The sequence below is a fragment of the Rhizobium sp. L43 genome, from assembly GCF_002531725.1.
Classification (GTDB): Bacteria; Pseudomonadota; Alphaproteobacteria; order Rhizobiales; family Rhizobiaceae; genus Rhizobium.
In genome coordinates, this window is sequence record NZ_NWSQ01000005.1 from 72,841 (window position 1) to 95,712 (window position 22,872).

At 62.2% G+C, this 22,872-nt stretch carries 14 protein-coding genes; 8 read left to right on the plus strand and 6 right to left on the minus strand.

Annotated elements, in window-relative coordinates; translation table 11 throughout:
* Together lptE and leuS are read right to left on the minus strand one after the other, a co-directional pair.
* Nucleotides 1-513, minus strand: a complete 513-nt coding sequence (lptE, locus tag CO667_RS07440; protein WP_179874088.1) for an LPS assembly lipoprotein LptE — start codon at nucleotides 511-513, stop codon at nucleotides 1-3.
* Nucleotides 503-3,133 carry a leucine--tRNA ligase gene (leuS, locus tag CO667_RS07445; protein WP_097617782.1) on the minus strand — a complete coding sequence of 877 codons (2,631 nt, stop codon included), beginning with the start codon at nucleotides 3,131-3,133 and terminating at the stop codon, nucleotides 503-505. The genes lptE and leuS overlap by 11 nt, the downstream gene beginning before the upstream one ends.
* Before the next feature lie 201 nt (nucleotides 3,134-3,334).
* Here leuS and CO667_RS07450 point away from each other — a divergent pair, with 201 nt between their 5' ends.
* From CO667_RS07450 to CO667_RS07460, 3 genes are all read left to right on the plus strand, one after another.
* A complete protein-coding gene (locus CO667_RS07450; protein ID WP_097617783.1) occupies nucleotides 3,335-3,994 on the plus strand; it encodes a YggS family pyridoxal phosphate-dependent enzyme in 660 nt (219 codons plus the stop codon).
* Between the two features lie 81 nt (nucleotides 3,995-4,075).
* A complete protein-coding gene (locus CO667_RS07455) occupies nucleotides 4,076-5,986 on the plus strand; it encodes a propionyl-CoA synthetase (protein ID WP_097617784.1) in 1,911 nt (636 codons plus the stop codon).
* A 256-nt stretch (nucleotides 5,987-6,242) separates the two neighbouring features.
* A complete protein-coding gene (locus CO667_RS07460) occupies nucleotides 6,243-7,178 on the plus strand; it encodes a flagellin (protein ID WP_097617785.1) in 936 nt (311 codons plus the stop codon).
* A gap of 77 nt (nucleotides 7,179-7,255) precedes the next feature.
* On the opposite strand, the gene CO667_RS07465 is transcribed toward CO667_RS07460, so the two are convergent.
* On the minus strand, nucleotides 7,256-7,963 hold the full coding sequence (locus CO667_RS07465) for a DUF1013 domain-containing protein (RefSeq protein ID WP_097617786.1): 708 nt from the start codon (nucleotides 7,961-7,963) through the stop codon (nucleotides 7,256-7,258).
* Nucleotides 7,964-8,192: 229 nt separating this feature from the next.
* Here CO667_RS07465 and acs point away from each other — a divergent pair, with 229 nt between their 5' ends.
* On the plus strand, nucleotides 8,193-10,148 hold the full coding sequence (gene acs, locus CO667_RS07470) for an acetate--CoA ligase (protein ID WP_097617787.1): 1,956 nt from the start codon (nucleotides 8,193-8,195) through the stop codon (nucleotides 10,146-10,148).
* Between the two features lie 111 nt (nucleotides 10,149-10,259).
* Here acs and CO667_RS07475 read toward each other — a convergent pair whose 3' ends face one another.
* Entirely contained in the window at nucleotides 10,260-10,484 is a 225-nt protein-coding gene (locus tag CO667_RS07475) for a DUF1674 domain-containing protein (RefSeq protein ID WP_097617788.1), read from the minus strand.
* 110 nt (nucleotides 10,485-10,594) lie between these two features.
* Between CO667_RS07475 and htpX the strand changes: the two genes are divergently transcribed.
* The 4 genes from htpX (at nucleotide 10,595) to purH (ending at nucleotide 16,538) form a co-directional block, all read left to right on the plus strand.
* Complete coding sequence (gene htpX, locus CO667_RS07480; protein ID WP_097617789.1) at nucleotides 10,595-11,557, plus strand: zinc metalloprotease HtpX; 963 nt, start codon at nucleotides 10,595-10,597, stop codon at nucleotides 11,555-11,557.
* On the plus strand, nucleotides 11,548-12,936 hold the full coding sequence (locus CO667_RS07485) for an RsmB/NOP family class I SAM-dependent RNA methyltransferase (protein WP_097617790.1): 1,389 nt from the start codon (nucleotides 11,548-11,550) through the stop codon (nucleotides 12,934-12,936). Before htpX ends, CO667_RS07485 begins: the two co-directional genes overlap by 10 nt.
* 204 nt (nucleotides 12,937-13,140) lie before the next feature.
* Complete coding sequence (locus CO667_RS07490) at nucleotides 13,141-14,814, plus strand: heparinase II/III family protein (protein ID WP_097617791.1); 1,674 nt, start codon at nucleotides 13,141-13,143, stop codon at nucleotides 14,812-14,814.
* A gap of 107 nt (nucleotides 14,815-14,921) precedes the next feature.
* Nucleotides 14,922-16,538 (plus strand): bifunctional phosphoribosylaminoimidazolecarboxamide formyltransferase/IMP cyclohydrolase, encoded by a 1,617-nt coding sequence (purH, locus tag CO667_RS07495; RefSeq protein ID WP_097617792.1) that lies wholly within the window; start codon nucleotides 14,922-14,924, stop codon nucleotides 16,536-16,538.
* A 49-nt stretch (nucleotides 16,539-16,587) separates the two neighbouring features.
* Here the strand turns inward: purH and CO667_RS07500 are convergent, their stop codons facing one another.
* Both CO667_RS07500 and CO667_RS07505 read right to left on the minus strand, forming a co-directional pair.
* Nucleotides 16,588-17,976, minus strand: a complete 1,389-nt coding sequence (locus CO667_RS07500; RefSeq protein WP_097617793.1) for an MFS transporter — start codon at nucleotides 17,974-17,976, stop codon at nucleotides 16,588-16,590.
* Nucleotides 17,977-18,000: 24 nt separating this feature from the next.
* Nucleotides 18,001-22,776 (minus strand): NAD-glutamate dehydrogenase, encoded by a 4,776-nt coding sequence (locus tag CO667_RS07505; RefSeq protein WP_097617794.1) that lies wholly within the window; start codon nucleotides 22,774-22,776, stop codon nucleotides 18,001-18,003.
* Nucleotides 22,777-22,872 lie beyond the last annotated feature (96 nt).

Here is a 22,872-nt window from a genome sequence, read left to right on the forward strand (position 1 = left end):
TCAGCGGCTGAGCGCAGCGGCGATATCGGCTCCCACAAATTCCGCCACCTGATCCGCTGCGCGGTTCTGGGCATCGCGGATTGCCCGCTGCTTGGCGAATTCCTGGTCCGAGAAATCCACCAGCGCCGTGGTCGCGCGGCTGCCCGCCTTGATCACATGATTGTCGGTCGTCGCACGCAGCGTGTAGGTGACGGTGACGGTCACACGACCGGCTTTCGACGTGTCGGAGGATTCGGCGAGCAGCGTATCGGCAACCGCCACTGCGGCATGCATTTCGACCTGATATTGCGGGTTTACCGCTTCGCCGGCGCCACGCGACGCCAGGAAGATCAGGCGATTTCGCACCTGCTGCTCGACCCGGCTGCTTGCCTCGGAAAAGCCGACCGAGGACAGTTTCTCAACCACGCCTGACTTCTCGGAGTAGAGCGGCCGGACCTGGCAGGCAGAGAGAAAAGCCGCGGCGGCAAGGATCATGGCGACGCCGGCCTTGCGGGAGGTGATATCAGACGACAATGTTCACAATCCTTTGGGGAACCACGATGATCTTCTTCGGTGACTGTCCGTTCAGCGCGTTCTTCACCGCATCCAGATTCAGCACGGCGTCGGTGACGGCATTCTGATCTGCATCGCGAGAAATTGTCAATTCAGCGCGCTTCTTGCCGTTGATCTGTACGGGCAGGACGACATCATTTTCGGTGACGAGCGTTTCGTCGTATCGCGGCCAGCCGGTCCGGGCAAGCAGCCCTTCATTACCGAGTGCCGTCCAGCATTCCTCAGCCAGATGCGGCGTCATCGGCGCGACCAGCTGGATCAGGATCTCGGCGGCATCGCGCACGGCCGCGCGATAGGCGACATCCCCCTCGCCCGCCGCAACCCTGGTCATCGGCGCGGCCAGCGCATTGACCAGTTCATAGATACGGGCGACGGCCTTGTTGAACCAGAGCTTGTCATAATCGTTCTCGACGGCCTTCAGGGTCTTGTGGGCAGCCTGGGAGATCGACAGCGCTTCCCCCTCGGTTGCCGGCCTCGGTGCGACGGCGGAGAGCGCCTCTGCGGCTTCGGAAATCAACCGCCACAGACGCTGGGTGAAACGATGGGCGCCTTCGACGCCGGCCTCGGACCAGATGACATCGCGCTCCGGCGGGGAGTCGGACAGAACGAAGAAACGGGCGGTATCGGCGCCGTAGGAGGCGATGATATCATCGGGGTCGACGACATTCTTCTTCGACTTCGACATCTTCTCGATCGAACCGATCGCCACTTCTTCATTGCTCGTCAGCAGGAAGGCCCGACGTTTGCCGTCGAGCTCGTCGATGCGGATATCGGCTGGCGCCACCCACTCGCGGCTGGCGCCGGTGCCGCGGCTGTAGGTTTCATGGACCACCATGCCCTGGGTGAACAGACCCTTGAAGGGTTCGGTGGCGGCGACATGGCCGGTCTCGCGCATGGCGCGGGTGAAGAAGCGGGAATAGAGCAGGTGCAGGATCGCGTGCTCGATGCCGCCGATATACTGGTCGACCGGCAGCCAGCGGTTTGCCGCCTCGGGATCGGTCGGCTTTCCTTCCCAGGGAGCGGTGAAGCGGGTGAAGTACCAGCTCGAATCGACGAAGGTGTCCATCGTATCGGTCTCGCGGCGCGCATCCTTGCCGCAGGTCGGGCAGGAGACGTGCCGCCAGGTCGGATGACGGTCGAGCGGATTGCCGGGCTGGTCGAAGGTGACGTCGTCGGGCAGCTTGACCGGCAGGTCCTGCTTCGGCACCGGCACGACGCCGCAATCATCGCAGTGGATGACCGGGATCGGGCAGCCCCAATAACGCTGCCGGGAAATGCCCCAGTCGCGCAGACGGAAATTGACCTTGCGTTCGCCCTGCGGCGCATTGCCGAGCGACGCGGCCGACAGCCGGTCGGCAACGATATTGAAGGCTTCCTCCGTCGTCTTGCCGTCGAGGAAGCGCGAATTGATCATCACGCCATCACCGTCATAGGCGGTATCGCCGATGGCAAAGCTTGCGGCATCGCCATCTCCAGGCATGACGACGGCCACGACAGGCAGGCCATATTTCCGAGCAAAATCAAGGTCGCGCTGGTCGCCCGAAGGGCAGCCGAAGATCGCGCCGGTGCCGTAATCCATCAGCACGAAATTGGCGATATAGACAGGCAGCTCCCAGGAGGGATCAAGCGGATGCCTGACGCGGATGCCGGTGTCCATGCCCTTCTTTTCGGCGGTCTCGAGCGCGGCGAGCGAGGTGCCGGCCCGGCGGCACTCCTCGCAGAAGGCTTCGATCGCAGGATCTTTTGCCGCGGCATCCTTCGCCAGCGGATGATCGGCTGAAATCGCCAGGAAGGAAGCGCCGAACAGCGTATCCGGCCGGGTCGTATAGACGGCGATTTCGCTCTCGCCGGCAGGCGCCGTTTCCGGCACGATCTCCCAGCGGATCGTCAGGCCTTCCGAGCGGCCGATCCAGTTCTTCTGCATCAGCCGCACTTTTTCCGGCCACTGGTCGAGCGTATCCAGAGCGTCGAGCAGGTCCTGGCTGAAATCGGTGATCTTGAAGAACCATTGCGTCAGTTCACGCTGTTCGACCAGCGCGCCGGAACGCCAGCCGCGGCCGTCGATCACCTGTTCGTTGGCGAGCACGGTATTGTCGACCGGGTCCCAGTTCACCTTCGACTGCTTGCGGTAGACCAGCCCCTTCTCGAGGAAATCGACGAAGAGATGCTGCTGGTGCTGGTAATATTCGACGTCGCAGGTGGCGAATTCGCGGCTCCAGTCCAGCGAAAGCCCCATGGCCTTCAGCTGCGCCTTCATCGAGCCGATGTTCTGATAGGTCCAGGAGGCGGGATGCACGCCGCGCTCCATGGCGGCGTTCTCCGCCGGCATGCCGAAGGCGTCCCAGCCCATCGGATGCAGCACGTTGTAGCCGCGGGCGCGCTTGTAGCGGGCGACGACATCGCCCATGGCGTAATTGCGGACATGGCCCATATGGATGCGCCCCGACGGATAGGGGAACATTTCGAGGACGTAATATTTTTCGCGCGGATCGGCATTGTCGGTCTCGAAGACCTTGTCTTCATTCCATTTCTGCTGCCAGCGGGGCTCGGCATCGCGCGGATTATAACGTTCGGTGGCCATTGTATTCGATATTCCGGAAAATCAGGGGAGGTTGGTCGAGACCTTCACCATGAAACCACCGTAGCGTCAAGTTTTGCAGGCGCTGCAAGCGCCCGATCTTCATCCTGGCCGGGCGATTTCGCGGCAGCGGGTCTTGGCAAGCACAGAATGGCTGGCTAGTTCATTGCCATCACTCCCATGCTGAAATGTCGAGGCAGAATAATGGAACTTCAAGAGCGCTTGAACGACGTGCGGTCGCGGATTGCCGCCGGGGAACGCCAGGCGGGTCGTGCGGCCGGTTCCGTTCGGCTCGTCACGGTGTCGAAAACCTTCGAGGTGGAGGCGATCCGTCCGGCCATCGACGCCGGCCAGCGCGTCTTCGGCGAGAACCGGGTGCAGGAGAGCCAGGGCAAGTGGCCGGCGCTGAAAGCCGAGCAGCCGGATATCGAGTTGCATCTGATCGGACCGCTGCAATCGAACAAGGCGGCGGATGCGGTGGCGCTTTTCGATGTCATCGAGACGGTGGACCGGGAAAAGATCGCCCGCGCGCTTGCCGAGGAGATGAGGCGGCAAGGCAAAAAGACGCGGCTCTACATCCAGGTCAATACCGGGCTCGAGCCGCAGAAGGCCGGCATCGCTCCTGACGACACGCCAGCCTTCGTCGCTCTCTGCCGCGACGACCTTGGCCTTTCCATCGAAGGTTTGATGTGCATTCCGCCGGCGGAGGAAAATCCCGGGCCGCATTTCGCCCTGTTGGCTAGGCTCGCGCTCAAATGTGGGGTCGAAAAACTTTCGATGGGCATGTCGGGCGATTACGAGACGGCGATCGCCTTTGGCGCCACCAGCGTGCGGGTCGGATCGGCTATTTTCGGCGCGCGCTAATGCGCTGCTTTGGTCGGGCTTCCTGTTCCTCTCCCTCTGCCTAGATTAACATCGAGGTTTGCATATCCTGGGGAGGAGCAGATGCAGAACGGCTATCATCAGGTTTACGCGGCCTGGAAACGCGATCCCGAAGCCTTCTGGCGCGAAGCCGCCGCCGATATCGACTGGTTCAAACTGCCGGAGCGGGTGTTTTCGCCGGATGCCGGTGTTTATGGCCGCTGGTTCGAAGGGGCGGAAACCAATACCTGCCACAATTGTCTGGACCGGCATGTCACTGCCGGACGCGGCGGCGAGACAGCGGCTATTTTCGACAGCGCGATGACCGGCGACAAGCGCCATTTCAGCTATGGCGAGGTGCTGGACGAGGTAAAGGCCATCGCCGCGACGCTGGTCAAGCTCGGCATCGGCAAAGGCGATCGCGTGATTCTCTATATGCCGATGGTCCCGCAGGCGGTGTTTTCGATGCTTGCCTGCGCCCGCATCGGTGCGGTCCACTCCGTCGTCTTCGGCGGCTTTGCCGCGAGCGAGCTTGCCGCCCGCATCGACGATTGCGGTGCGAAGCTGGTGATCACCGCGAGCTGCGGGCTCGAGCCAGGCCGCATCGTCGCCTACAAGCCTCTGGTCGACCAGGCGATCGCACTTGCGCGTTCGAAGCCGGAGCGCTGTCTGGTGCTGCAGCGGCCGGAGCTTCGGGCAGATCTCATTGACGGACGTGATGCGGATTTCGAGGCCGCGGTGGCGCAGCATCGCGGCGCCGAGATCGCCTGCGTCTCCGTCAAGGCGACCGATCCGCTCTACATCCTCTATACCTCCGGCACCACAGGCCAGCCGAAGGGCGTCGTGCGCGACAATGGTGGCCATTTGGTCGCCCTTAACTGGTCGATGCGGAACATTTACGGCTTGAAGCCGGGCGAGGTTTTCTGGACGGCCTCGGATATCGGCTGGGTCGTCGGACATTCCTATATCGTCTATGCCCCGCTGATTTCAGGCGTAACCACCGTGATCTTCGAGGGAAAACCGGTGGGCACACCGGATGCCGGTGCCTTCTGGCGGGTCGTTTCGGAGTATCATGTGCGGGTGCTCTTCACGGCGCCGACGGCATTCCGCGCCATCCGCCGGGACGATGGCGACGGGGAACTGATGCGTCGGTATCCGATGCCAGATTTGCGGGCGCTGTTTCTTGCCGGCGAGAGGGCGGACCCGGAGACGCTGAAATGGGCGGAGCGCATGCTCGCCATCCCCGTCATCGATCACTGGTGGCAGACGGAGACCGGCTGGCCGATCGCCGCCAATCCGCTCGGTCTCGGCGCCCTTCCCGTCAAGCACGGTTCGCCGGCGCTGCCGATGCCCGGCTACGAGATCGCGGTGCTCGACGATGCCGGCCATCCAATCGAGGCGGGAACGCTCGGCAATATCGTCGTGAAACTGCCCTTGCCGCCCGGCTGCCTGCCGACCCTCTGGAACGCCGACGACCGTTTTCGATCGGCATATCTCGACGAGTTTCCGGGTTACTACAAGACCGCCGACGCCGGCTATGTCGACGAGGACGGTTATCTCTTCATCATGTCGCGTACCGACGACATCATCAATTGCGCCGGTCATCGGCTCTCGACCGGGGCGATGGAAGAAGTCTGCGCCCGCCATCCCGACGTCGCCGAATGCGCCGTCATCGGTGTGACCGATGCGCTGAAGGGCCAGGCGCCGTGCGGTTTCCTGGTGCTGAAACGGAATGTGTCGCGTGACACGACGGCAATCGAATCAGAGGTCGTGACGATGATTCGCGAATCGATCGGGCCTGTCGCCGCCTTCAAGATGGCCATTGTCGTTAACCGCTTGCCGAAGACACGCTCCGGCAAAATCCTGCGCGGCACGATGCAGAAGATCGCCGACGGCATCCCCTGGAAAATGCCCGCAACTATCGATGATTCAACGATTTTGGAGGAAATCGCCGAGGCGCTGCGCCGGCGCGGCCTGGGCTCCCTGCCGATGTGAAATTAAACTTTCGCTAAGGCTAATTGAGGAATTGTTAACCATATCGATGCAAGCATTTGTTAACGGCAATGGCTTGCATAGCAGGCTTTGCATGACGCGATCGCCGTTACCGGCCTCCTGCATAACTCCCTAAATCGGAATCGGTTTAAGGGCAATATTATGCAGCAGTTGAAGTGCTACAGCGTCCTTTGCGTGTCTGAAAGACGCGCGGCGCTGCAGTCCGGAATGCCCTTTCTCCAAGATTGTGGAACGGATCATGACAAGCATCCTTACCAACAACGCTGCCATGGCAGCGCTGCAGACTTTGCGCGGCGTAAACGACAGCCTCAAGGACACTCAGGGTCGCGTTTCCTCGGGTTATCGTGTCGAAAAGGCGGCCGACAATGCCGCCTACTGGTCGATCGCAACGACCATGCGTTCGGACAACAAGGCGCTTTCGGCCGTCTCCGACGCCCTCGGTCTCGGCGCGGCCAAGGTCGATACCGCCTATTCGGCCATGTCGAGCGCGCTCGATGTCGTCAGCGAAATCAAGGCCAAGATCGTCGCCGCCACGGAAAAAGGCGTCGACAAAACGAAGATCCAGCAGGAGCTCGACCAGCTGCAGGAGCAACTGCTCAGCATCGCCCAATCGGCGTCCTTCTCCGGTGAAAACTGGGTCGCCGGCGCCTCCGGTACGAAGAGCGTCGTTTCCTCCTTCGTCCGCGATGGCAGCAATGCCGTCTCGGTCAAGATGACCGACTACGTGCTCGATTCAGGAACGCTTGGAAACGTGCTCTTCGGCATGACGAGCACCGGTGCGATCGAGACATCAAGCGGCATCATCGGCACGGCCTTCAACGGAACCTATGGCGGCACCGTCATCGTCATGGCGTCGATCTATGATCTCGACATTACCGGTTTCACCCAGGGCCAGCTCGATGGCGCCTTGACGGGTGTCGAACTGGTTCTCGGTGCCATGACCGCCGCCGGCTCGGCCCTCGGCTCGATCTCGACCCGCATCCAGCTGCAGGAAAATTTCGTCAGCGGTCTTCATGATTCGATCGACTCCGGCGTCGGCCGCCTGGTCGATGCCGATATGGAAGAGGAATCAAGCAAGCTCTCGGCGTTGCAGACGCAGCAGCAGCTTGCCGTCCAGTCGCTCTCGATCGCCAATAGTTCGGCGCAGAACATTCTGACCCTGTTCCGCAGCTAATTCGAACAAGCAATCCGCAACAAAAACCCCGCCGGTCAGCTCATACCGGCGGGGTTTTTCATGCGATAGTCGATATCTCAGTACTGATCGTCGTCGTCGTCGTCCTTCGGGGCCGAGCGCAGCGAGCTCAGCTTGCGGAAGACGGCGTCGGCGTCGATTTCCTTTTCCTTTTCTTCCTCGCGCTCGTAGCTCGGGGTCAGGCGCTCGGTTTCCTGGGCCGATTGCAGCGTCGCGCCGAGCTCGGCAGCGGTCGGCAGCGGACGGCCCTTGGCAGCCTTTTCCACTTCCATATCGAGATCGATCTGGCTGCAGAGGCCGAGCGTGACCGGATCCATCGGCGCCAGGTTGGCGGAGTTCCAGTGGGTGCGCTCGCGGATCTGCTCGATGGTCGATTTCGTGGTGCCGACGAGGCGGGAAATCTGCGCGTCCTTCAGCTCAGGATGGTTGCGAACGAGCCAGAGAATGGCGTTCGGGCGGTCCTGACGCTTGGAAACCGGCGTATAACGCGGGCCGCGGCGCTTGGATTCCGGTACGCGCACCTTCGGTTCGGAAAGCTTCAGCTTGTGGTTCGGATTGGCTTCGGCGCGGGCAATCTCGTCGCGGGAAAGCTGGCCTGTCGAGATCGGGTCGAGGCCCTTGATGCCCTGCGCCGCTTCGCCGTCGGCGATCGCCTTGACTTCGAGCGGATGCAGTTTGCAGAACTGCGCGATCTGATCGAAAGACAGTGCCGTGTTGTCGACGAGCCAGATGGCTGTCGCCTTCGGCATGAGCAGTGTTTGAGCCATGGATATAGTCCTTCTATCGTCCGCGCCGGTCGCGGTCCGTGGATTGTCACCACAATGTCCGGGAAATATGCCGCTATATAACCGCACTGTCGCAGAATTGCAATTCTTCCGAAATGAAATGACCTTTGTCTAATTGCCGCCACGATGCGAACTGCTATGAATTGCCCTGATTTGAAATCTGGGCTCGCTTTGCCGGTGGCCCGTTGCATGTCCCACGAGGAGGAGTTCCATGTCGGAGAAGATCTATCCGGTCACGAAGCCGGTGAAGACGCGCGCCCTGATCGATAAGGATAAGTACCTGAAATGGTACGAGGAGAGCGTTGAGAACCCGGACAAGTTCTGGGGTAAACACGGTAAGCGGATCGACTGGTTCAAGCCCTATACCAAGGTCAAGAACACCTCCTTTACCGGCAAGGTCTCGATCAAATGGTTCGAGGACGGCCAGACCAACGTCTCCTACAATTGCATCGACCGCCATCTGAAAACCAACGGCGACCAGGTGGCGATCATCTGGGAAGGCGACAACCCCTATATCGACAAGAAGGTCACCTATAACGAGCTCTACGAGCACGTCTGCCGGATGGCGAATGTGTTGAAGAAACACGGCGTCAAGAAGGGCGACCGTGTCACCATCTACATGCCGATGATCCCGGAAGCGGCTTACGCGATGCTTGCCTGCGCCCGCATCGGCGCGGTGCATTCGATCGTCTTCGGCGGCTTCTCGCCGGAGGCCCTGGCGGGGCGCATCGTCGACTGTGAATCCACCTTCGTCATCACCTGCGACGAAGGCGTGCGCGGCGGCAAGCCGGTGCCGCTGAAGGACAATACCGATACTGCAATTCACATCGCGGCACGCCAGCACGTGATCGTCGAGAAGGTTTTGGTCGTTCGTCGCACCGGCGGCAAGACCGGCTGGGCGCCGGGCCGCGATCTCTGGCATCACCAGGAAATCACCACCGTGAAGGCGGAATGCCCGCCGGTGAAGATGAAGGCGGAAGATCCGCTCTTCATTCTTTATACGTCAGGCTCGACCGGCAAGCCGAAGGGCGTGCTGCACACGACGGGCGGTTATCTCGTCTACGCGGCGATGACGCATGAATATGTCTTCGACTATCATGACGGCGATATCTACTGGTGCACCGCCGATGTCGGCTGGGTTACCGGCCACTCCTATATCGTCTACGGGCCGCTCGCCAATTGCGCGACGACGCTGATGTTCGAGGGCGTGCCGAATTTCCCCGACCAGGGCCGTTTCTGGGAAGTCATCGACAAGCACAAGGTCAATATTTTCTATACGGCGCCGACGGCGATCCGCTCGCTGATGGGTGCCGGCGACGACTTCGTCACCCGCTCCTCGCGCTCCTCGCTGCGCCTGCTCGGCACCGTCGGCGAGCCAATCAACCCGGAAGCCTGGGAATGGTATTACAATGTCGTCGGCGACAAGCGCTGCCCCGTCATCGATACTTGGTGGCAGACGGAAACCGGCGGCCACATGATCACGCCGCTGCCCGGCGCCACCGATCTGAAACCCGGCTCGGCGACGGTGCCGTTCTTCGGCGTCAAACCGCAGCTGGTCGATAATGAGGGCAAGGTGCTGGAAGGTCCGGCCGACGGCAATCTCTGCATCACCGACAGCTGGCCGGGCCAGATGCGCACGGTCTACGGCGATCACGAGCGCTTCATCCAGACCTATTTCTCGACCTACAAGGGCAAGTATTTCACCGGTGACGGCTGCCGGCGCGATGCGGACGGCTATTACTGGATCACCGGCCGTGTCGACGACGTGCTCAACGTCTCCGGCCACCGGCTCGGCACGGCGGAGGTGGAATCGGCGCTCGTCTCGCACAATCTGGTTTCGGAAGCCGCCGTCGTCGGTTATCCGCATGCGATCAAGGGCCAGGGCATCTATTGCTATGTGACGCTGATGGCCGGTCATGACGGCTCGGACACGCTTCGTCAGGAACTGGTGAAACATGTCCGCGCCGAAATCGGCCCGATCGCCGCACCCGACAAGATCCAATTCGCGCCCGGCCTGCCGAAGACCCGCTCCGGCAAGATCATGCGCCGCATCCTGCGCAAGATCGCCGAGGACGATTTCGGTGCGCTCGGCGACACCTCGACGCTTGCCGATCCGGCCGTCGTCGACGATCTGATCGCCAACCGGCAAAACAAGACAACCGCCTGATACAGAAGCCGCTCCGGTTTTGTTGCCGGAGCGGCTCACTTTCACACATTGTGTGTGGCTGGCGGCCTCGTCAGCTCGGACGAAGGCTGACGGCTCGTCTTTCCGATCCGCTTAGAAATCGATCGCCCGGCCATTGATCTCGTAATCGCCGAAACGCGCCGGCTCGGCTCCGCCGCGGCCGCCGGTCTCCGGCGGCAGCTCCAGCGGCTTCTGGTTCTTGCGCCGCTCCTCGGCTTCGGCAAGGGCGCGCTTCGCAGCCGGAGACAGGACCTTGCGCGGCGGCTCCGATCCCTCGGCCGTCAGCGTTTCGCTATTGTCGTTATCGGCTTCCTGCATGGGCTTCTCCTGCCGGAAATATTGAAAATGGCTGGTGAATAACCAAATCATAATGCGCCGATGCCGCGATTGAAAGCTCGTGACGGCGAAATCGGAAATGGAGATTCACAATGAACCTCGTTCGCACGGCCATGTTGCTTGCCTTCATGACGGCGCTTTTCATGTTTGTCGGCTTTCTGATCGGCGGCCGGGCCGGGATGATGATCGCCTTCGTCATTGCCGCCGGGATGAATTTCTTCTCCTACTGGAATTCCGACCGCATGGTGCTTTCGGCCTATCGCGCCCAGGAAGTCGACGAGCGCAACGCGCCGGAATTCTTTGCGATCATCCGCGATCTCGCCCGCAATGCCGGCCTGCCGATGCCGAAGGTCTATCTCTACGACAGCCCGCAGCCGAATGCCTTTGCCACCGGCCGCAATCCCGACAATGCTGCCGTCGCCGCCTCGACCGGCCTGCTCAGTGCACTGTCTCCCGAGGAAGTCGCGGGCGTGATGGCGCATGAGCTTGCCCACATCCAGAACCGCGACACACTGACGATGACGATCACGGCAACCCTTGCCGGCGCGATCTCGATGCTCGGCAACTTCGCTTTCTTCTTCGGCGGCAACCGTGAAAACAACAACAATCCGCTCGGCTTCGTCGGCGTTCTCGTCGCGATGATCGTGGCGCCGCTGGCCGCCATGCTGGTGCAGATGGCGATCAGCCGCACACGCGAATATTCGGCCGACCGCCGCGGCGCCGAAATCTGCGGCAATCCGCTGTGGCTGGCTTCGGCGCTCGGCAAGATCGCCCGCGGTGCCGCTCATGTTCCGAACGAGGATGCCGAGCGCAATCCGGCAACGGCCCATATGTTCATCATCAATCCGCTCTCCGGCGAGCGCATGGACAACCTGTTTTCCACGCATCCGAACACGGAAAACCGCATCGCCGCGCTGCACGACATGGCGCAGGGCGGCATGAACGTCTCGACGCCGCCGGTTCGGGCTGCTAATCCGTCGCGCAAATCGCGCTCTGTTCCGGATACGGGCCTTGGTCGCGGTGGTTCACAACCGCCAAAAGGTCCATGGTCTTGAATTCAGACGGCACGAAGAAACCATTCCGCAAGCATAAGCCCTCGACCGAGCGATCCGCTCCGGCAAAACCCGGCATGCAGGCCCGCGCCGCGGCGGCAAAAATTCTTGCTGCCGTCGTCGATCGCAAACTGCCGCTCGACGGCGCCCTCGACCATGAACACGGCAATCCGGCCTACCGGGCGCTCGGCGAAAGCGACCGGGCGCTGGTCCGCGCCATCCTGAACACGACGCTGCGCCATCTGCCGCGTATCGATGCCGCGATATCAGCCCTGCTGGAATCGCCGCTGCCGGAAGGGGCGCGGGCGCTGCATCACGTGCTCGCAATCGGCGCGGCGCAGATCCTCTATCTCGACGTGCCGGATCATTCGGCCGTCGATCTTGCTGTCGAGCAGGCCAATCAGGATCCACGCAATCGCCGTTTCGCCAAGCTGGTCAATGCCATTCTTCGCCGGCTCGGCCGCGAGAAGCAGCAGGTGCTCGACGAGATCGGCAAGGTCGCGCCGATGCCGGCCTGGTTCATCGCCAGGCTGGAAAAGGCCTATGGCCGGGACGCGGCGCTGGCGATTTCCGAATCCCAGCTCGAGCCGGCGGCGATCGATCTGACCGTCAAGTCCGACCCCGAAGGCTGGGCGAAACGGCTGAACGGCGTTGCCCTGCCGACGGGCGGCGTGCGGCTTGCCGCCTTCGACGGCGGCATCCCCTCGCTCGAAGGCTTCGACGAGGGCGCGTGGTGGGTGCAGGATGCGGCAGCCAGCATCCCGGCCAAGCTTTTCGGCGATCTATCGGGCAAACGCACCGCCGATCTGTGCGCTGCCCCCGGCGGCAAGACGGCGCAGCTCATCCTTGCCGGTGGCGCAGTCACTGCACTCGACCAGTCGGAAAGCCGGCTAAGACGGCTGCGTTCCAATCTCGATCGGCTCGGCCTCAAGGCAGAGACGATTGCGGCAGACCTGACGACATTCGCGCCGGCGGAGCGTTTCGATGCGATCCTGCTCGATGCCCCCTGCTCTTCCACCGGAACGACACGCCGGCACCCCGACGTGCTGTGGACCAAGGGAGCTGAGGATATTGCCCGGCTGGCGGCGCTGCAGGAACGGCTGCTGCGTCATTCGCTGACATTGCTGAAGCCTGACGGAACGCTGGTTTTTTCGAATTGCTCGCTCGATCCCGCCGAAGGCGAAGAGGTCGTCGCCCGTGTCCTTGCCGATACTCATAGCGTCGAGCGCGTTCCGATCGGCGCCGGCGGCTGGCCCGGCCTCGAAGCGGCGATCACGCCGCTCGGCGAATTCCGCACCCTTCCCACCATGCTGAAAATGACCGATGGCATCGCCTCCGGCCTCGACGGCTTCTATGCCGCCGTGCTGCGGCGTGTGGCCTGATTGCTGACTTCAGCCCTCGCGGCGAATCTGTGAGCAAGAGGCGCCGTGTCACACATGTCGTCCTTCTAAAATCGCGCCATGATCTCCAGTGAAGCGCATGAATTTGCGTATATTCGAACCTTGTCACGAATTAATTCATTGCGGGCGATGAAATCGGCCACTTTTCACCTATTCTTAACCACGAGGGTCAATAGACAATAGAATATGCAGTCCGGTCGGCGTTTTGCGAGCATGTATGTTCGGGAGGCTTGGCGGCGCGCCTTGCGCCGCGTCGCGTTGCTGCGCCTGAAGCTTTCTCGCCATTCGATCAAGGTGCCCGAACGTCTGATCGTCGCGCCGACCGATCTGCGCAGCATCGATACGCATGTGGCCGACGAGATTCTCAACGGACGGTTTCTGTTGGCCGGGCGCATGCTGGAAACGGGTGGAAAGTCACCCTTCACCTTCACCCTGCCCTCGCGCCCCTTCGCCACCCGCCTTCACAGCTTCGGCTGGCTGCGGCATATGCGGGCGAACAAGACGGAGCGCAGTTCGGCCGCCGCCCGTGCGATCGTCGACAGCTGGCTTTCCATCCATGCCGGCCGCATGGAGGGGATTGCCTGGGAGATCGACATCACCGCCCAGCGCGTCATCGCCTGGCTGTCGCATTCGCCTGTCGTGCTGCAGAATGCCGACCGCGGCTTCTATCGCCGCTTCATGAAGTCGCTGGCGTTCCAGGTGCGGTTCCTACATCGCATGGCGCCCTATACCCTCGGCGGCCTGGAGCTGTTTCGACTGCGCATCGCGCTCGCCATGGCCTCCGTCGCCATGCCGACGCGCGCCTCCACCCTCAGAAGGGCGGCGCAGGCGCTCGACCGCGAATTCGATAGCCAGATTCTGCCGGATGGCGGCCATATCTCGCGCAATCCGCGCGTCGGCCTGGAATTGCTGCTCGATCTGCTGCCGCTCAGGCAAACCTATGTCAATCTCGGCCATGACCTGCCGCAGAAACTGATCTCCGGCATCGACCGCATATATCCGGCATTGCGGTTCTTTCGCCATCAGGACGGGGATCTGGCGCTGTTCAACGGGGCGACCTCGACGCTGGCAAACGAGCTGATCTCCGTGCTGCGATATGACGAGACCGCCGGTCAGCCGTTCAAGGCTTTGCCGCATTCGCGCTATCAGCGGCTTTCCGGAGGAAAAACGGTGATCATTGCCGATGCCGGCACGCCGCCTTCGGGCGGTGCACTGCGGACCGTGCATGCCGGCAGCCTCTCCTTCGAGATGTCGTCCGGCCGCCACCGCTTCATCGTCAATTCCGGCTCGCCGAAATTTGCCGGGAACCGTTATGTCCAGATGGCGCGCACGACGGCGGCGCATTCGACCGTCATCCTCAACGACACCTCGTCCAGCCGTTTTTCGCCCTCGCCGTTCCTCAACCACGCGATCAGCGAACCGGTCAAGACAGTCACGGTCGAACGGGCCGAAACGGAGGACGGGCGCGACGGCATCAAGCTCAGCCATGACGGTTATATCAGGGCGTTCGGGGTGCAACACGAGCGTGAGCTGACACTCAATGCCGCAGGCTCGATCGTGACCGGCCGCGACCGGCTCGTCGTCCGCGAAGGCTATGAGCATGACGAGCCTCTGAAGGCTGTCGCCCGGTTTCATATCCATCCCGCGATCGTCCTGCATCAGAGCGATGGTGAATCCGTGCTGCTGACGGCGCCGGATGGCGAAAGCTGGCTGTTCTCAGCGCCCGGCAATGAAGTGCTGATCACCGAGGATATCTTCTTCGCCGACAGTTCCGGCATTTGCGGCTCGGACCAGATCGAGATCGACTTCGATCTTGCCGAGAAGACGGAAATCCGCTGGTTCCTATCCCGCAAAGGTTAGATCCTTTGCTGACGCCTGTTTGCGCGGCGGCAAAGCTGTGCTAACGCGACGCCAGCATGCGAACGTCCCTCGCGGATGTCTCCCGAAGCCCGAACGGAGAAGGTTTCATGGCCGTCATTTCCAAGAAGATCCCCGCCCCCGACAAGGTCGAAATCAAGACCGCCCTCCTCTCCGTCTTCGACAAGACCGGGATCGTCGAACTCGCCCAGGCCTTGTCTGCCAGAGGCGTCCGGCTGCTGTCGACCGGCGGCACTTACCAGGCGATCGCCGCTGCCGGCCTTGCCGTCATCGATGTTTCCGAGATCACCGGCTTTCCCGAGATCATGGACGGGCGGGTCAAGACGCTGCATCCGACGGTGCATGGCGGCCTGCTGGCGATCCGCGACGACGGCGAACATCAGGAGGCGATGAAAAAGCACGGCATCGAGGGCATCGATCTGGCCGTCATCAACCTCTACCCCTTCGAACAAGTGCGCGCGGCCGGCGGCGATTATCCGACGACCGTCGAGAATATCGATATCGGCGGCCCGGCGATGATCCGTGCATCGGCCAAGAACCATGCCTATGTGACGATCCTGACCGATCCCAACGATTACGCCGAGTTCACGGAGCAGCTTTCCGCGGATGGCGGCAAGACTGCCTATGCCTTCCGCCAGCGCATGGCCGCCAAGGCCTATGCCCGCACCGCCGCTTATGACGCGATGATTTCCAACTGGTTCGCAGAAGCGCTGTCGATCGACACGCCGCGCCACCGCGTGATCGGCGGCGCCCTGAAGGAAGAGATGCGTTACGGCGAAAACCCGCACCAGAAGGCGGCCTTCTACCTCACCGGCGAGAAGCGTCCGGGTGTTTCGACGGCTGCCCTTCTCCAGGGCAAGCAGCTCTCCTACAACAACATCAACGATACCGATGCCGCCTACGAGCTGGTGGCCGAGTTCCTGCCCGAGACGGCGCCGGCCTGCGCCATCATCAAGCATGCCAATCCCTGCGGCGTCGCCACCGGAGCGAGTCTGGTCGAGGCCTATCGCCGCGCGCTTGCCTGCGATTCCGTTTCCGCCTTCGGCGGCATCATCGCACTCAACCGGACTCTGGATGCCGAAACGGCCGAGGAAATCGTCAAGCTCTTCACCGAAGTGATCATCGCGCCCGATGTGACCGAAGAGGCAAAGGCGATCGTCGCCCGAAAGCCGAATTTGCGGCTGCTGTCTGCCGGCGGCCTGCCCGATCCGCGCGCTGCTGGCCTGACGGCCAAGACCGTTTCCGGCGGTCTGCTTGTCCAGAGCCGTGACAACGGCATGGTCGAGGATCTGGAGCTCAAGGTCGTCACCAAGCGCGCGCCGACGGCGCAGGAGCTTGATGATATGAAGTTCGCCTTCAAGGTCGGCAAACATGTGAAATCGAATGCCGTGGTCTATGCCAAGGACGGCCAGACGGCCGGTATCGGCGCCGGCCAGATGAGCCGGGTCGATTCCGCCCGTATTGCCGCGCTGAAGGCCGAAGAGGCGGCCAAGGCGCTCGGCCTTGTCGTGCCGATGACGCATGGTTCGGCAGTCGCCTCCGAAGCCTTCCTGCCTTTTGCCGACGGTCTCCTGTCGATGATCGCCGCAGGCGCGACGGCGGTCATCCAGCCGGGCGGCTCGATGCGCGACCAGGAAGTCATCGATGCCGCCAACGAACACGGCATCGCGATGGTCTTCACCGGCATGCGTCATTTCCGTCACTGAGAGGTTTGGCACTGAGAGGTTTGGGCAACCGGCCCCGACGGGCCGGTTGTTATGCCCGATCGGCCGGATAGGGCGTGCGGATCAAGAGCACCAGTCCGCCGGCGAGGAACAGGATCAGCGTTGCCATTCCAAGCCGCGGCGATCCGCTGATATAGGTCATCAGCGAGAAGAGCAGCGTCGCCATGAAACTCGTGGCGCGCCCCGAAAGCGCATAGATGCCGAAATAGCGGCCGGCTTCCTCCGGATTGACGCTGCGGGCGAGATAGGAGCGCGACGAGGCCTGCACCGGTCCGAAGGCGAACCCGATCAGCAGACCATAGAGGATATAGGCCTTCTCCGCCGCGGTGCCGAAGAGGCCGCCGGAATCCGCCGTCGGCAGCGGCATCAGTCCGAACAGGGTGTAACCCGGCCCGGTCGAGATGATGCCGATGGTGGCGAGAAGCAGCATTGTCAGGCTGATGACGACGGTCACCTTCGAGCCGACCCCCTTGTCGATGCGGCCGGCGATCAGGCAGCCGAAGATTGCGACGACGTTGAGGATGATGCCGTAGATGCCCATCTCGATCGTCGCCCAGCCGAACATGCCGGCCGCGAAGACACCGCCAAGGATCAGCAGGCCGTTGACGCCATCCTGATAGATCATCCGGGCGATGAGAAATCTCAGGATGCCGCGGCGTTCCTTCAGTTCGGCAAGCGTGTTTTTGAGTTCCCGCAGGCCGGAGCGGACGGCGGTGGTGAAGGGAAGACCCCTGCCGACATCCGGCGTGAAGAAGAACATCGGCAGGATGAAGATCAGATACCAGACGGCCGAGATCGGCCCGGTGATGCGGGCATCCTGGCCGGTCTTCGGATCGAGACCGAAAAGCGGATCGAGGCCGAGGATGGTCTTGCCGCTGTCGGGGCTCGCCGCCAAAAGCGTCACGACGGCAATGAGCACGATCATGCCGCCGAGATAACCGAGCCCCCAGGCGGTGTTGGAGAGCTTGCCGACCTCGTGCTTGGCGACTAGGCGCGGCATCATCGAATCGTTGAAGACGATCGAAAACTCGGCCGAGATCGAGGCGAGGATCATGAAAATAACGGGATAAACAACAGGCGAACCGGGTGCGGCGAACCACAGGCCGAAGAGGCTGGCGATCTTGATGATCGCGAAGAAGCCGATCCAGGGTTTGCGGGCGCCGGACTGGTCGGCAATCGAGCCGAGAACGGGTGACAGCAGGGCGATGATCACCGAGGAGATCGTCGCCATATTGCTCCACGTCGTCTGCGCGGATACCGGGTCATCGGTCAGGCGGGCAACGAAATAAGGCCCGAAGATGAAGGTTGTGACCACGGTAAAGAAGGGCTGCGCTGCCCAATCGAAGAACATCCACCCCCAGATGCCCTTCTCCGTGGCTTTCGGCGGCTGCGTTCCTGTCCAGTCAATGCGATTCAACATCCGCTCCTTTTTCCGCGGACTGTCTCACCTCGCCCGGTCGCGCGCAAGATCGGTCAGGATACCTGCAGCAACGGTAATACGCGCAAGATTGGGATCGCCGCCGTCGCTGAGGCTCGAAAGCTCCTCGAGGATACGGTTGATGCGGATGCGATCCTGGGCATGCCAGGCCTGAACGGGAAGCTTTTCCTTGCCGTGATCGGACAGCGCCGAGATGACGATGTCGCGCCTTGCGCTGGCGATCTGGTCGATACTGCGGGCAAGCGCCAGGTTCTCGTAATGGTCGGAGGTGAGGATCCGCCCACCGGCCGCCAGCAGCCGGGCAATACGGAACGTCTGCGACACGGCGATGTAGTTCTCGGCGGCGCGCACCAGGGGTTCGCCGGTGCGCTCGGCGATCTGCATGATCTCCGGCACCAATGCGAAGATCGGGAGGCCGGCGATCTCGGCCGCGAGTTTTTCGGGCAGGCCCGCCTGGCTGTACTCCGCCTGGCGCACGGCGACCTCGCTGGCCACCTGCCCGGCGAAGGCGGTTTTCAGCTTCTTAAGAGCCGCCTGCAGCCGGCTAATCACTTCCGCCATATCGGCCTTGGTCATGCCCGTTTTCAGCAACAGGCGCGTCAGCACGATAAAACTGTGGCTGATTTCCTCGTAGATGCGGTTCTGCATCTCACCTGAGATCATGCCGTCGAGAGCATCCGTTTCGGCCCAGAGCCGGGTCAGGTCGAAGCCGTCGCGGGCAACGATCGCCGCACGCACCACTTCCGGTGCCGAAGCCGCCGTTGCGTCCATCATGGCGACGGTGAAGCTCGGCCCGCCGCGGTTGATCGCCTCGTTGGCAAGCACCGTCGCGATGATTTCACGCTTCAGCCGGTGGCCGGCGATATCGCCGGCATTCGACTTCTGCATCTTGACGGGGAAATAATTCGAAAGCGTCGCTGTGAAATAGGGATCATCCGGCAGATCGCTGGCGGCCAGCGCATCGAAGAGCACGATCTTGGCATAGGATACCAGCACGCCGATTTCCGGCCGGGTCAGCGGCTTGCCGGCGGCATAACGTTCGGCTAGGGTCTGGTCGTCCGGCAGCGTCTCGACCTTGCGATTCAGCTGCTTGGCGCCTTCGAGAACCGTCATGAAGCGCGCAAGCTCCAGGCCGTTGGCCGTGCCCTTGCGCTCCGTCAGCGAGATCGCCAGCGACTGCAGATAGTTGTTGCGCAGCACGAGGGTCGCCACTTCGCCGGTCATCGACGAAAGAAGCTGGTCGCGTTTTGCGCGCGTCAGGCGTCCGTCATGCATGGCGGCCGCCAGTGCGATCTTGATGTTGACCTCGACGTCCGAGGTGTTGACGCCGGCCGAGTTGTCGATGGCGTCGGAGTTGCAGCGTCCGCCCTTGAGGCCATAGGCGATGCGGCCCTTCTGGGTGACGCCGAGGTTTGCACCCTCGCCGATCACCTTGGCGCGCACATCCGTCGCGGTGACGCGGATCGGATCGTTGGCGCGGTCGCCGACCTCGGTGTCGGTTTCGGAGGGAGCCTTCACATAGGTGCCGATGCCGCCGAACCAGAGCAGGTCGATCGGGCTCTTCAGGATCGCCGTCATGATCTCGAAGGGTGTCGCCACCACCTTGTCGATGCCGATCGCGGCAACCGCCTCCGGCGTCAGCGTCACCGATTTCGCCGCACGGGAAATGATCATCGCCCCTTTCGAGAGCACCCTCTTGTCGAAATCCTGCCAGCTCGAACGCGGCAGGTCGAAGAGCCGCTGACGTTCGGCCAGCGTCCTTTCCATGTCGGGATCGGGATCGATGACGATGTCGCGGTGATCGAAGGCGGCGATAAGCCGGATCTTCGGAGAGAGCAGCATGCCGTTGCCGAAGACGTCACCCGACATGTCGCCGACGCCGGCAACGGTGAAGGGCGTCGTCTGGATGTCGATGTCCATTTCGCGGAAATGGCGTTTCACCGTTTCCCAGGCGCCGCGGGCGGTGATGCCCATCTTCTTGTGGTCGTAACCGGCCGAGCCGCCGGAGGCGAAGGCGTCGTCCAGCCAGAAGCCGGCTTCCTGCGCCAGCGCATTGGCGGTGTCGGAAAAGGTTGCCGTGCCCTTGTCGGCGGCGACGACGAAATAGGGGTCGTCGCCGTCGAGCCTGACCGTATCCTTCGGCGGCACGATATCGGCGCCCGATATATTGTCGGTGATCGACAGCAGCGTGCGGATATAGGTCTTGTAAGCCTCGCGGCCGGCATTGAAGATCTCGTCGCGGCTGCCGCCGACGGGAAGCTTCTTCGGATAGAAGCCGCCCTTGGCGCCGACCGGCACGATGACCGCGTTCTTCACCTGCTGGGCCTTGACCAGGCCGAGCACCTCGGTGCGGTAATCCTCGGCGCGATCCGACCAGCGCAGGCCGCCGCGCGCCACCTTGCCGAAGCGCAGATGCACGCCTTCGACTTCGACGCCGTAAACGAACATTTCGCGGAAGGGTTTCGGCGCCGGCAGCCCGTCCACCAGGTGCGGATCGAGCTTGAAGGCCAGCATCGGCTTCGGCGAGCCGTCCGGGTTCTTCTGGAAATAATTGGTGCGCAGCGTCGCATCGACGATGTTGACGTAGCGGCGCAGGATACGGTCGTCGTCAAGGCTCGGCACATCGGCCAGCTCGGTCTCGATCGCCTGGTGCAGTTCGGCAAGCTTCTTCACGCGGGCCTTCTCGGAAAGCCTGGTGTCGAGCGTGTCATGGAACAGCCGGAAGATAGCGGCGGCGACGACAGGATATTTGTCGAGCGTCGTTGCGATATAATCCTGCGAATAGGCGATGCCGGCCTGACGGAGATAACGGGCATAGGCGCGCAGCACATTCGTCTCGCGCGCCGAAAGTCCGGCCGAAAGGATCAGCCGGTTGAAGCTGTCATTGTCGATCGTACCGGCGAAGGCGGCGACGAAGGCTTCCTCAAGGGCGGCGCCGTAGCGCTGCAGATCGATTTCTTCACCGTTGCGGGTCTCGAGCTCCATGTCGTGTAGCACGACGAGTTTCATTTCTCCGTCAGCGGCCGGAACCCCGATGTCGAAAGTGCGTTCGCTGACGACATTGAAACCGAGATTCTCGAGAAGCGGTACGCGGCGCGACAGCGCCAGCTGGCCGCCGGCGTGGAAGATCTTCAGCGACAGGGTACGGCCCTGTTCTTCCTGGCGGTGATAGAACTGGATGCGAAGCGGCTCGCCGGCGGCGCAGGCGCCGATATCGGCGAGGTCGGCCACGGTTTCCTCTGGAGTGAAGGAATCCTGGAAGGCCTGGTCGACCGATATCTTCGGCGCCTTGGCGCCGGCCAGAGCCTCGAAACGATCGTCCCAGCGGGCGGTGATTTCGCGGATCACCTGCTCGAGCTTTGCCTGCGGAATGCGGGGGGTCTTGCCGCCGGAGCGGCCGATGATGAAATGCACGCGCGCCACGCCGCCTTCCGGGAAAGCCGGGTAATAGGCGGAGACGCGGCCGTCATAGACGGTCTTCAAATAGGTGCCGATGCGCTCGCGCACGATCGAATCATATTCCTCACGCGGCACGTAGACGATCACCGAGACGAAGCGGTCGAAATGGTCGATGCGCGGCAGGGCGCGCACGCGCGGCCGGTCGGCCAGATCGTTGATCTGTTCGGCAAAACTCGCAAGCAGCGTCGTATCGATCTGGAATAGATCGTCGCGCGGGTAGGATTCCAGCGTGTTGTCGAGCATGCGGCCGGAATGGCTCATCGGGTCAAAGCCGAAATGCTCCTTCACCTTGTCGATCTTGGAACGCAGCAGCGGGATTTCGGCGGCGAGCGAGGTATAGGCCGTCGAGGTGAAAAGGCCGACGATGCGCAGCTCGCCGGTGACGTTGCCCTCAGCGTCGAAACGCTTGACGCCGACATAATCCATATAGGCGCGACGATGGACGATCGATTTCACGTTCGCCTTGGTGACGATCAGGAAGTCGGGGCCGTCGAGGAAGGCAAGAATTTCCGGCGTTGTCGTCACCGCGTCCTTGCCGGTGCGCAGCACGAGAACATCGGGATTGGAGAGGATGCCGAGGCCGGCGCCCTTGTCGCGCTCGACCTTGGCGTCGGCACCCTTGCCGGAATAGACATATTCGCGCATGCCGAGGAAGGTGAAATTCTCGTCGCGCAGCCAGCTCAGGAAGGCGATCGCCTCGGCATGTTCGGCCTTCCTGCGGCCGGCGCCGTTGGCCGAAAGCTCGGCGATCACCCCATCGAGCTTGGAGAGCATCGGCTTCCAGTCGGAGACCGACAGGCGGACCTGTTCCAGCACGGCTTCGATGCGCTTGACGAGATCGGCGGCCTGGGCGGAATTGAGCGGGGCGATATGAAGCTGGATGTGGCTGACGCGGGCGGCCGGATCGCTCGGGTGGTCGGCCGAATAAAGCGCGGGCGGCTTGCCTTTTTCGATCACCAGAATGGGATGCACGGCCATGAACAGGTCGCGGTGGGTGCTCGTCACCTCCCCCATGACCGATTCATAGAGGAAGGGCATGTTCCGATCAGTGACCGAAAGCACCGAGACGGCGATGCCGTCAGGCGTGACGTCGGCAATGGTGTCGATACTGACGCGCGGTGCCTTGCCGTTCCAGGCGGCGAGTTCCTTGGCGGAATGCACGGCGGAGAGCGCGAGCATCTCAGCCGTATAGAGTTCGAGATCGTCGTTGCTGGCCCGACCGAAAAGGATTTCCGGATCGAGATGGGCCTCGCCGGTCGCCTTGGCGATCTTGCGCGCGCCTTCGATCTGCTTTTCCCGTTTCGGATTGTTTCTGGCAGCCATGGATCGCCTCCCGCAATAGACTGATTTTCTGCAAGCTAGCAGAAGATTCCTCGAAAAAATCTCTAAAATAGCGGCCTGAAGGATAGTTTTGGTGCT

What these genes read in the sequence shown, in the direction of transcription:
- CO667_RS07465 (WP_097617786.1), bottom strand. Translation starts at nt 7,963, where the DNA reads ATGGCTCAAACACTGCTCATGCCGAAGGCGACAGCCATCTGGCTCGTC.
- CO667_RS07500 (WP_097617793.1), bottom strand. Translation starts at nt 17,976, where the DNA reads ATGTTGAATCGCATTGACTGGACAGGAACGCAGCCGCCGAAAGCCACG.
- leuS (WP_097617782.1), bottom strand. Translation starts at nt 3,133, where the DNA reads ATGGCCACCGAACGTTATAATCCGCGCGATGCCGAGCCCCGCTGGCAG.
- CO667_RS07490 (WP_097617791.1), top strand. Translation starts at nt 13,141, where the DNA reads ATGCAGTCCGGTCGGCGTTTTGCGAGCATGTATGTTCGGGAGGCTTGG.
- CO667_RS07485 (WP_097617790.1), top strand. Translation starts at nt 11,548, where the DNA reads ATGGTCTTGAATTCAGACGGCACGAAGAAACCATTCCGCAAGCATAAG.
- CO667_RS07450 (WP_097617783.1), top strand. Translation starts at nt 3,335, where the DNA reads ATGGAACTTCAAGAGCGCTTGAACGACGTGCGGTCGCGGATTGCCGCC.
- purH (WP_097617792.1), top strand. Translation starts at nt 14,922, where the DNA reads ATGGCCGTCATTTCCAAGAAGATCCCCGCCCCCGACAAGGTCGAAATC.
- acs (WP_097617787.1), top strand. Translation starts at nt 8,193, where the DNA reads ATGTCGGAGAAGATCTATCCGGTCACGAAGCCGGTGAAGACGCGCGCC.
- CO667_RS07455 (WP_097617784.1), top strand. Translation starts at nt 4,076, where the DNA reads ATGCAGAACGGCTATCATCAGGTTTACGCGGCCTGGAAACGCGATCCC.
- CO667_RS07475 (WP_097617788.1), bottom strand. Translation starts at nt 10,484, where the DNA reads ATGCAGGAAGCCGATAACGACAATAGCGAAACGCTGACGGCCGAGGGA.
- CO667_RS07460 (WP_097617785.1), top strand. Translation starts at nt 6,243, where the DNA reads ATGACAAGCATCCTTACCAACAACGCTGCCATGGCAGCGCTGCAGACT.
- htpX (WP_097617789.1), top strand. Translation starts at nt 10,595, where the DNA reads ATGAACCTCGTTCGCACGGCCATGTTGCTTGCCTTCATGACGGCGCTT.
- CO667_RS07505 (WP_097617794.1), bottom strand. Translation starts at nt 22,776, where the DNA reads ATGGCTGCCAGAAACAATCCGAAACGGGAAAAGCAGATCGAAGGCGCG.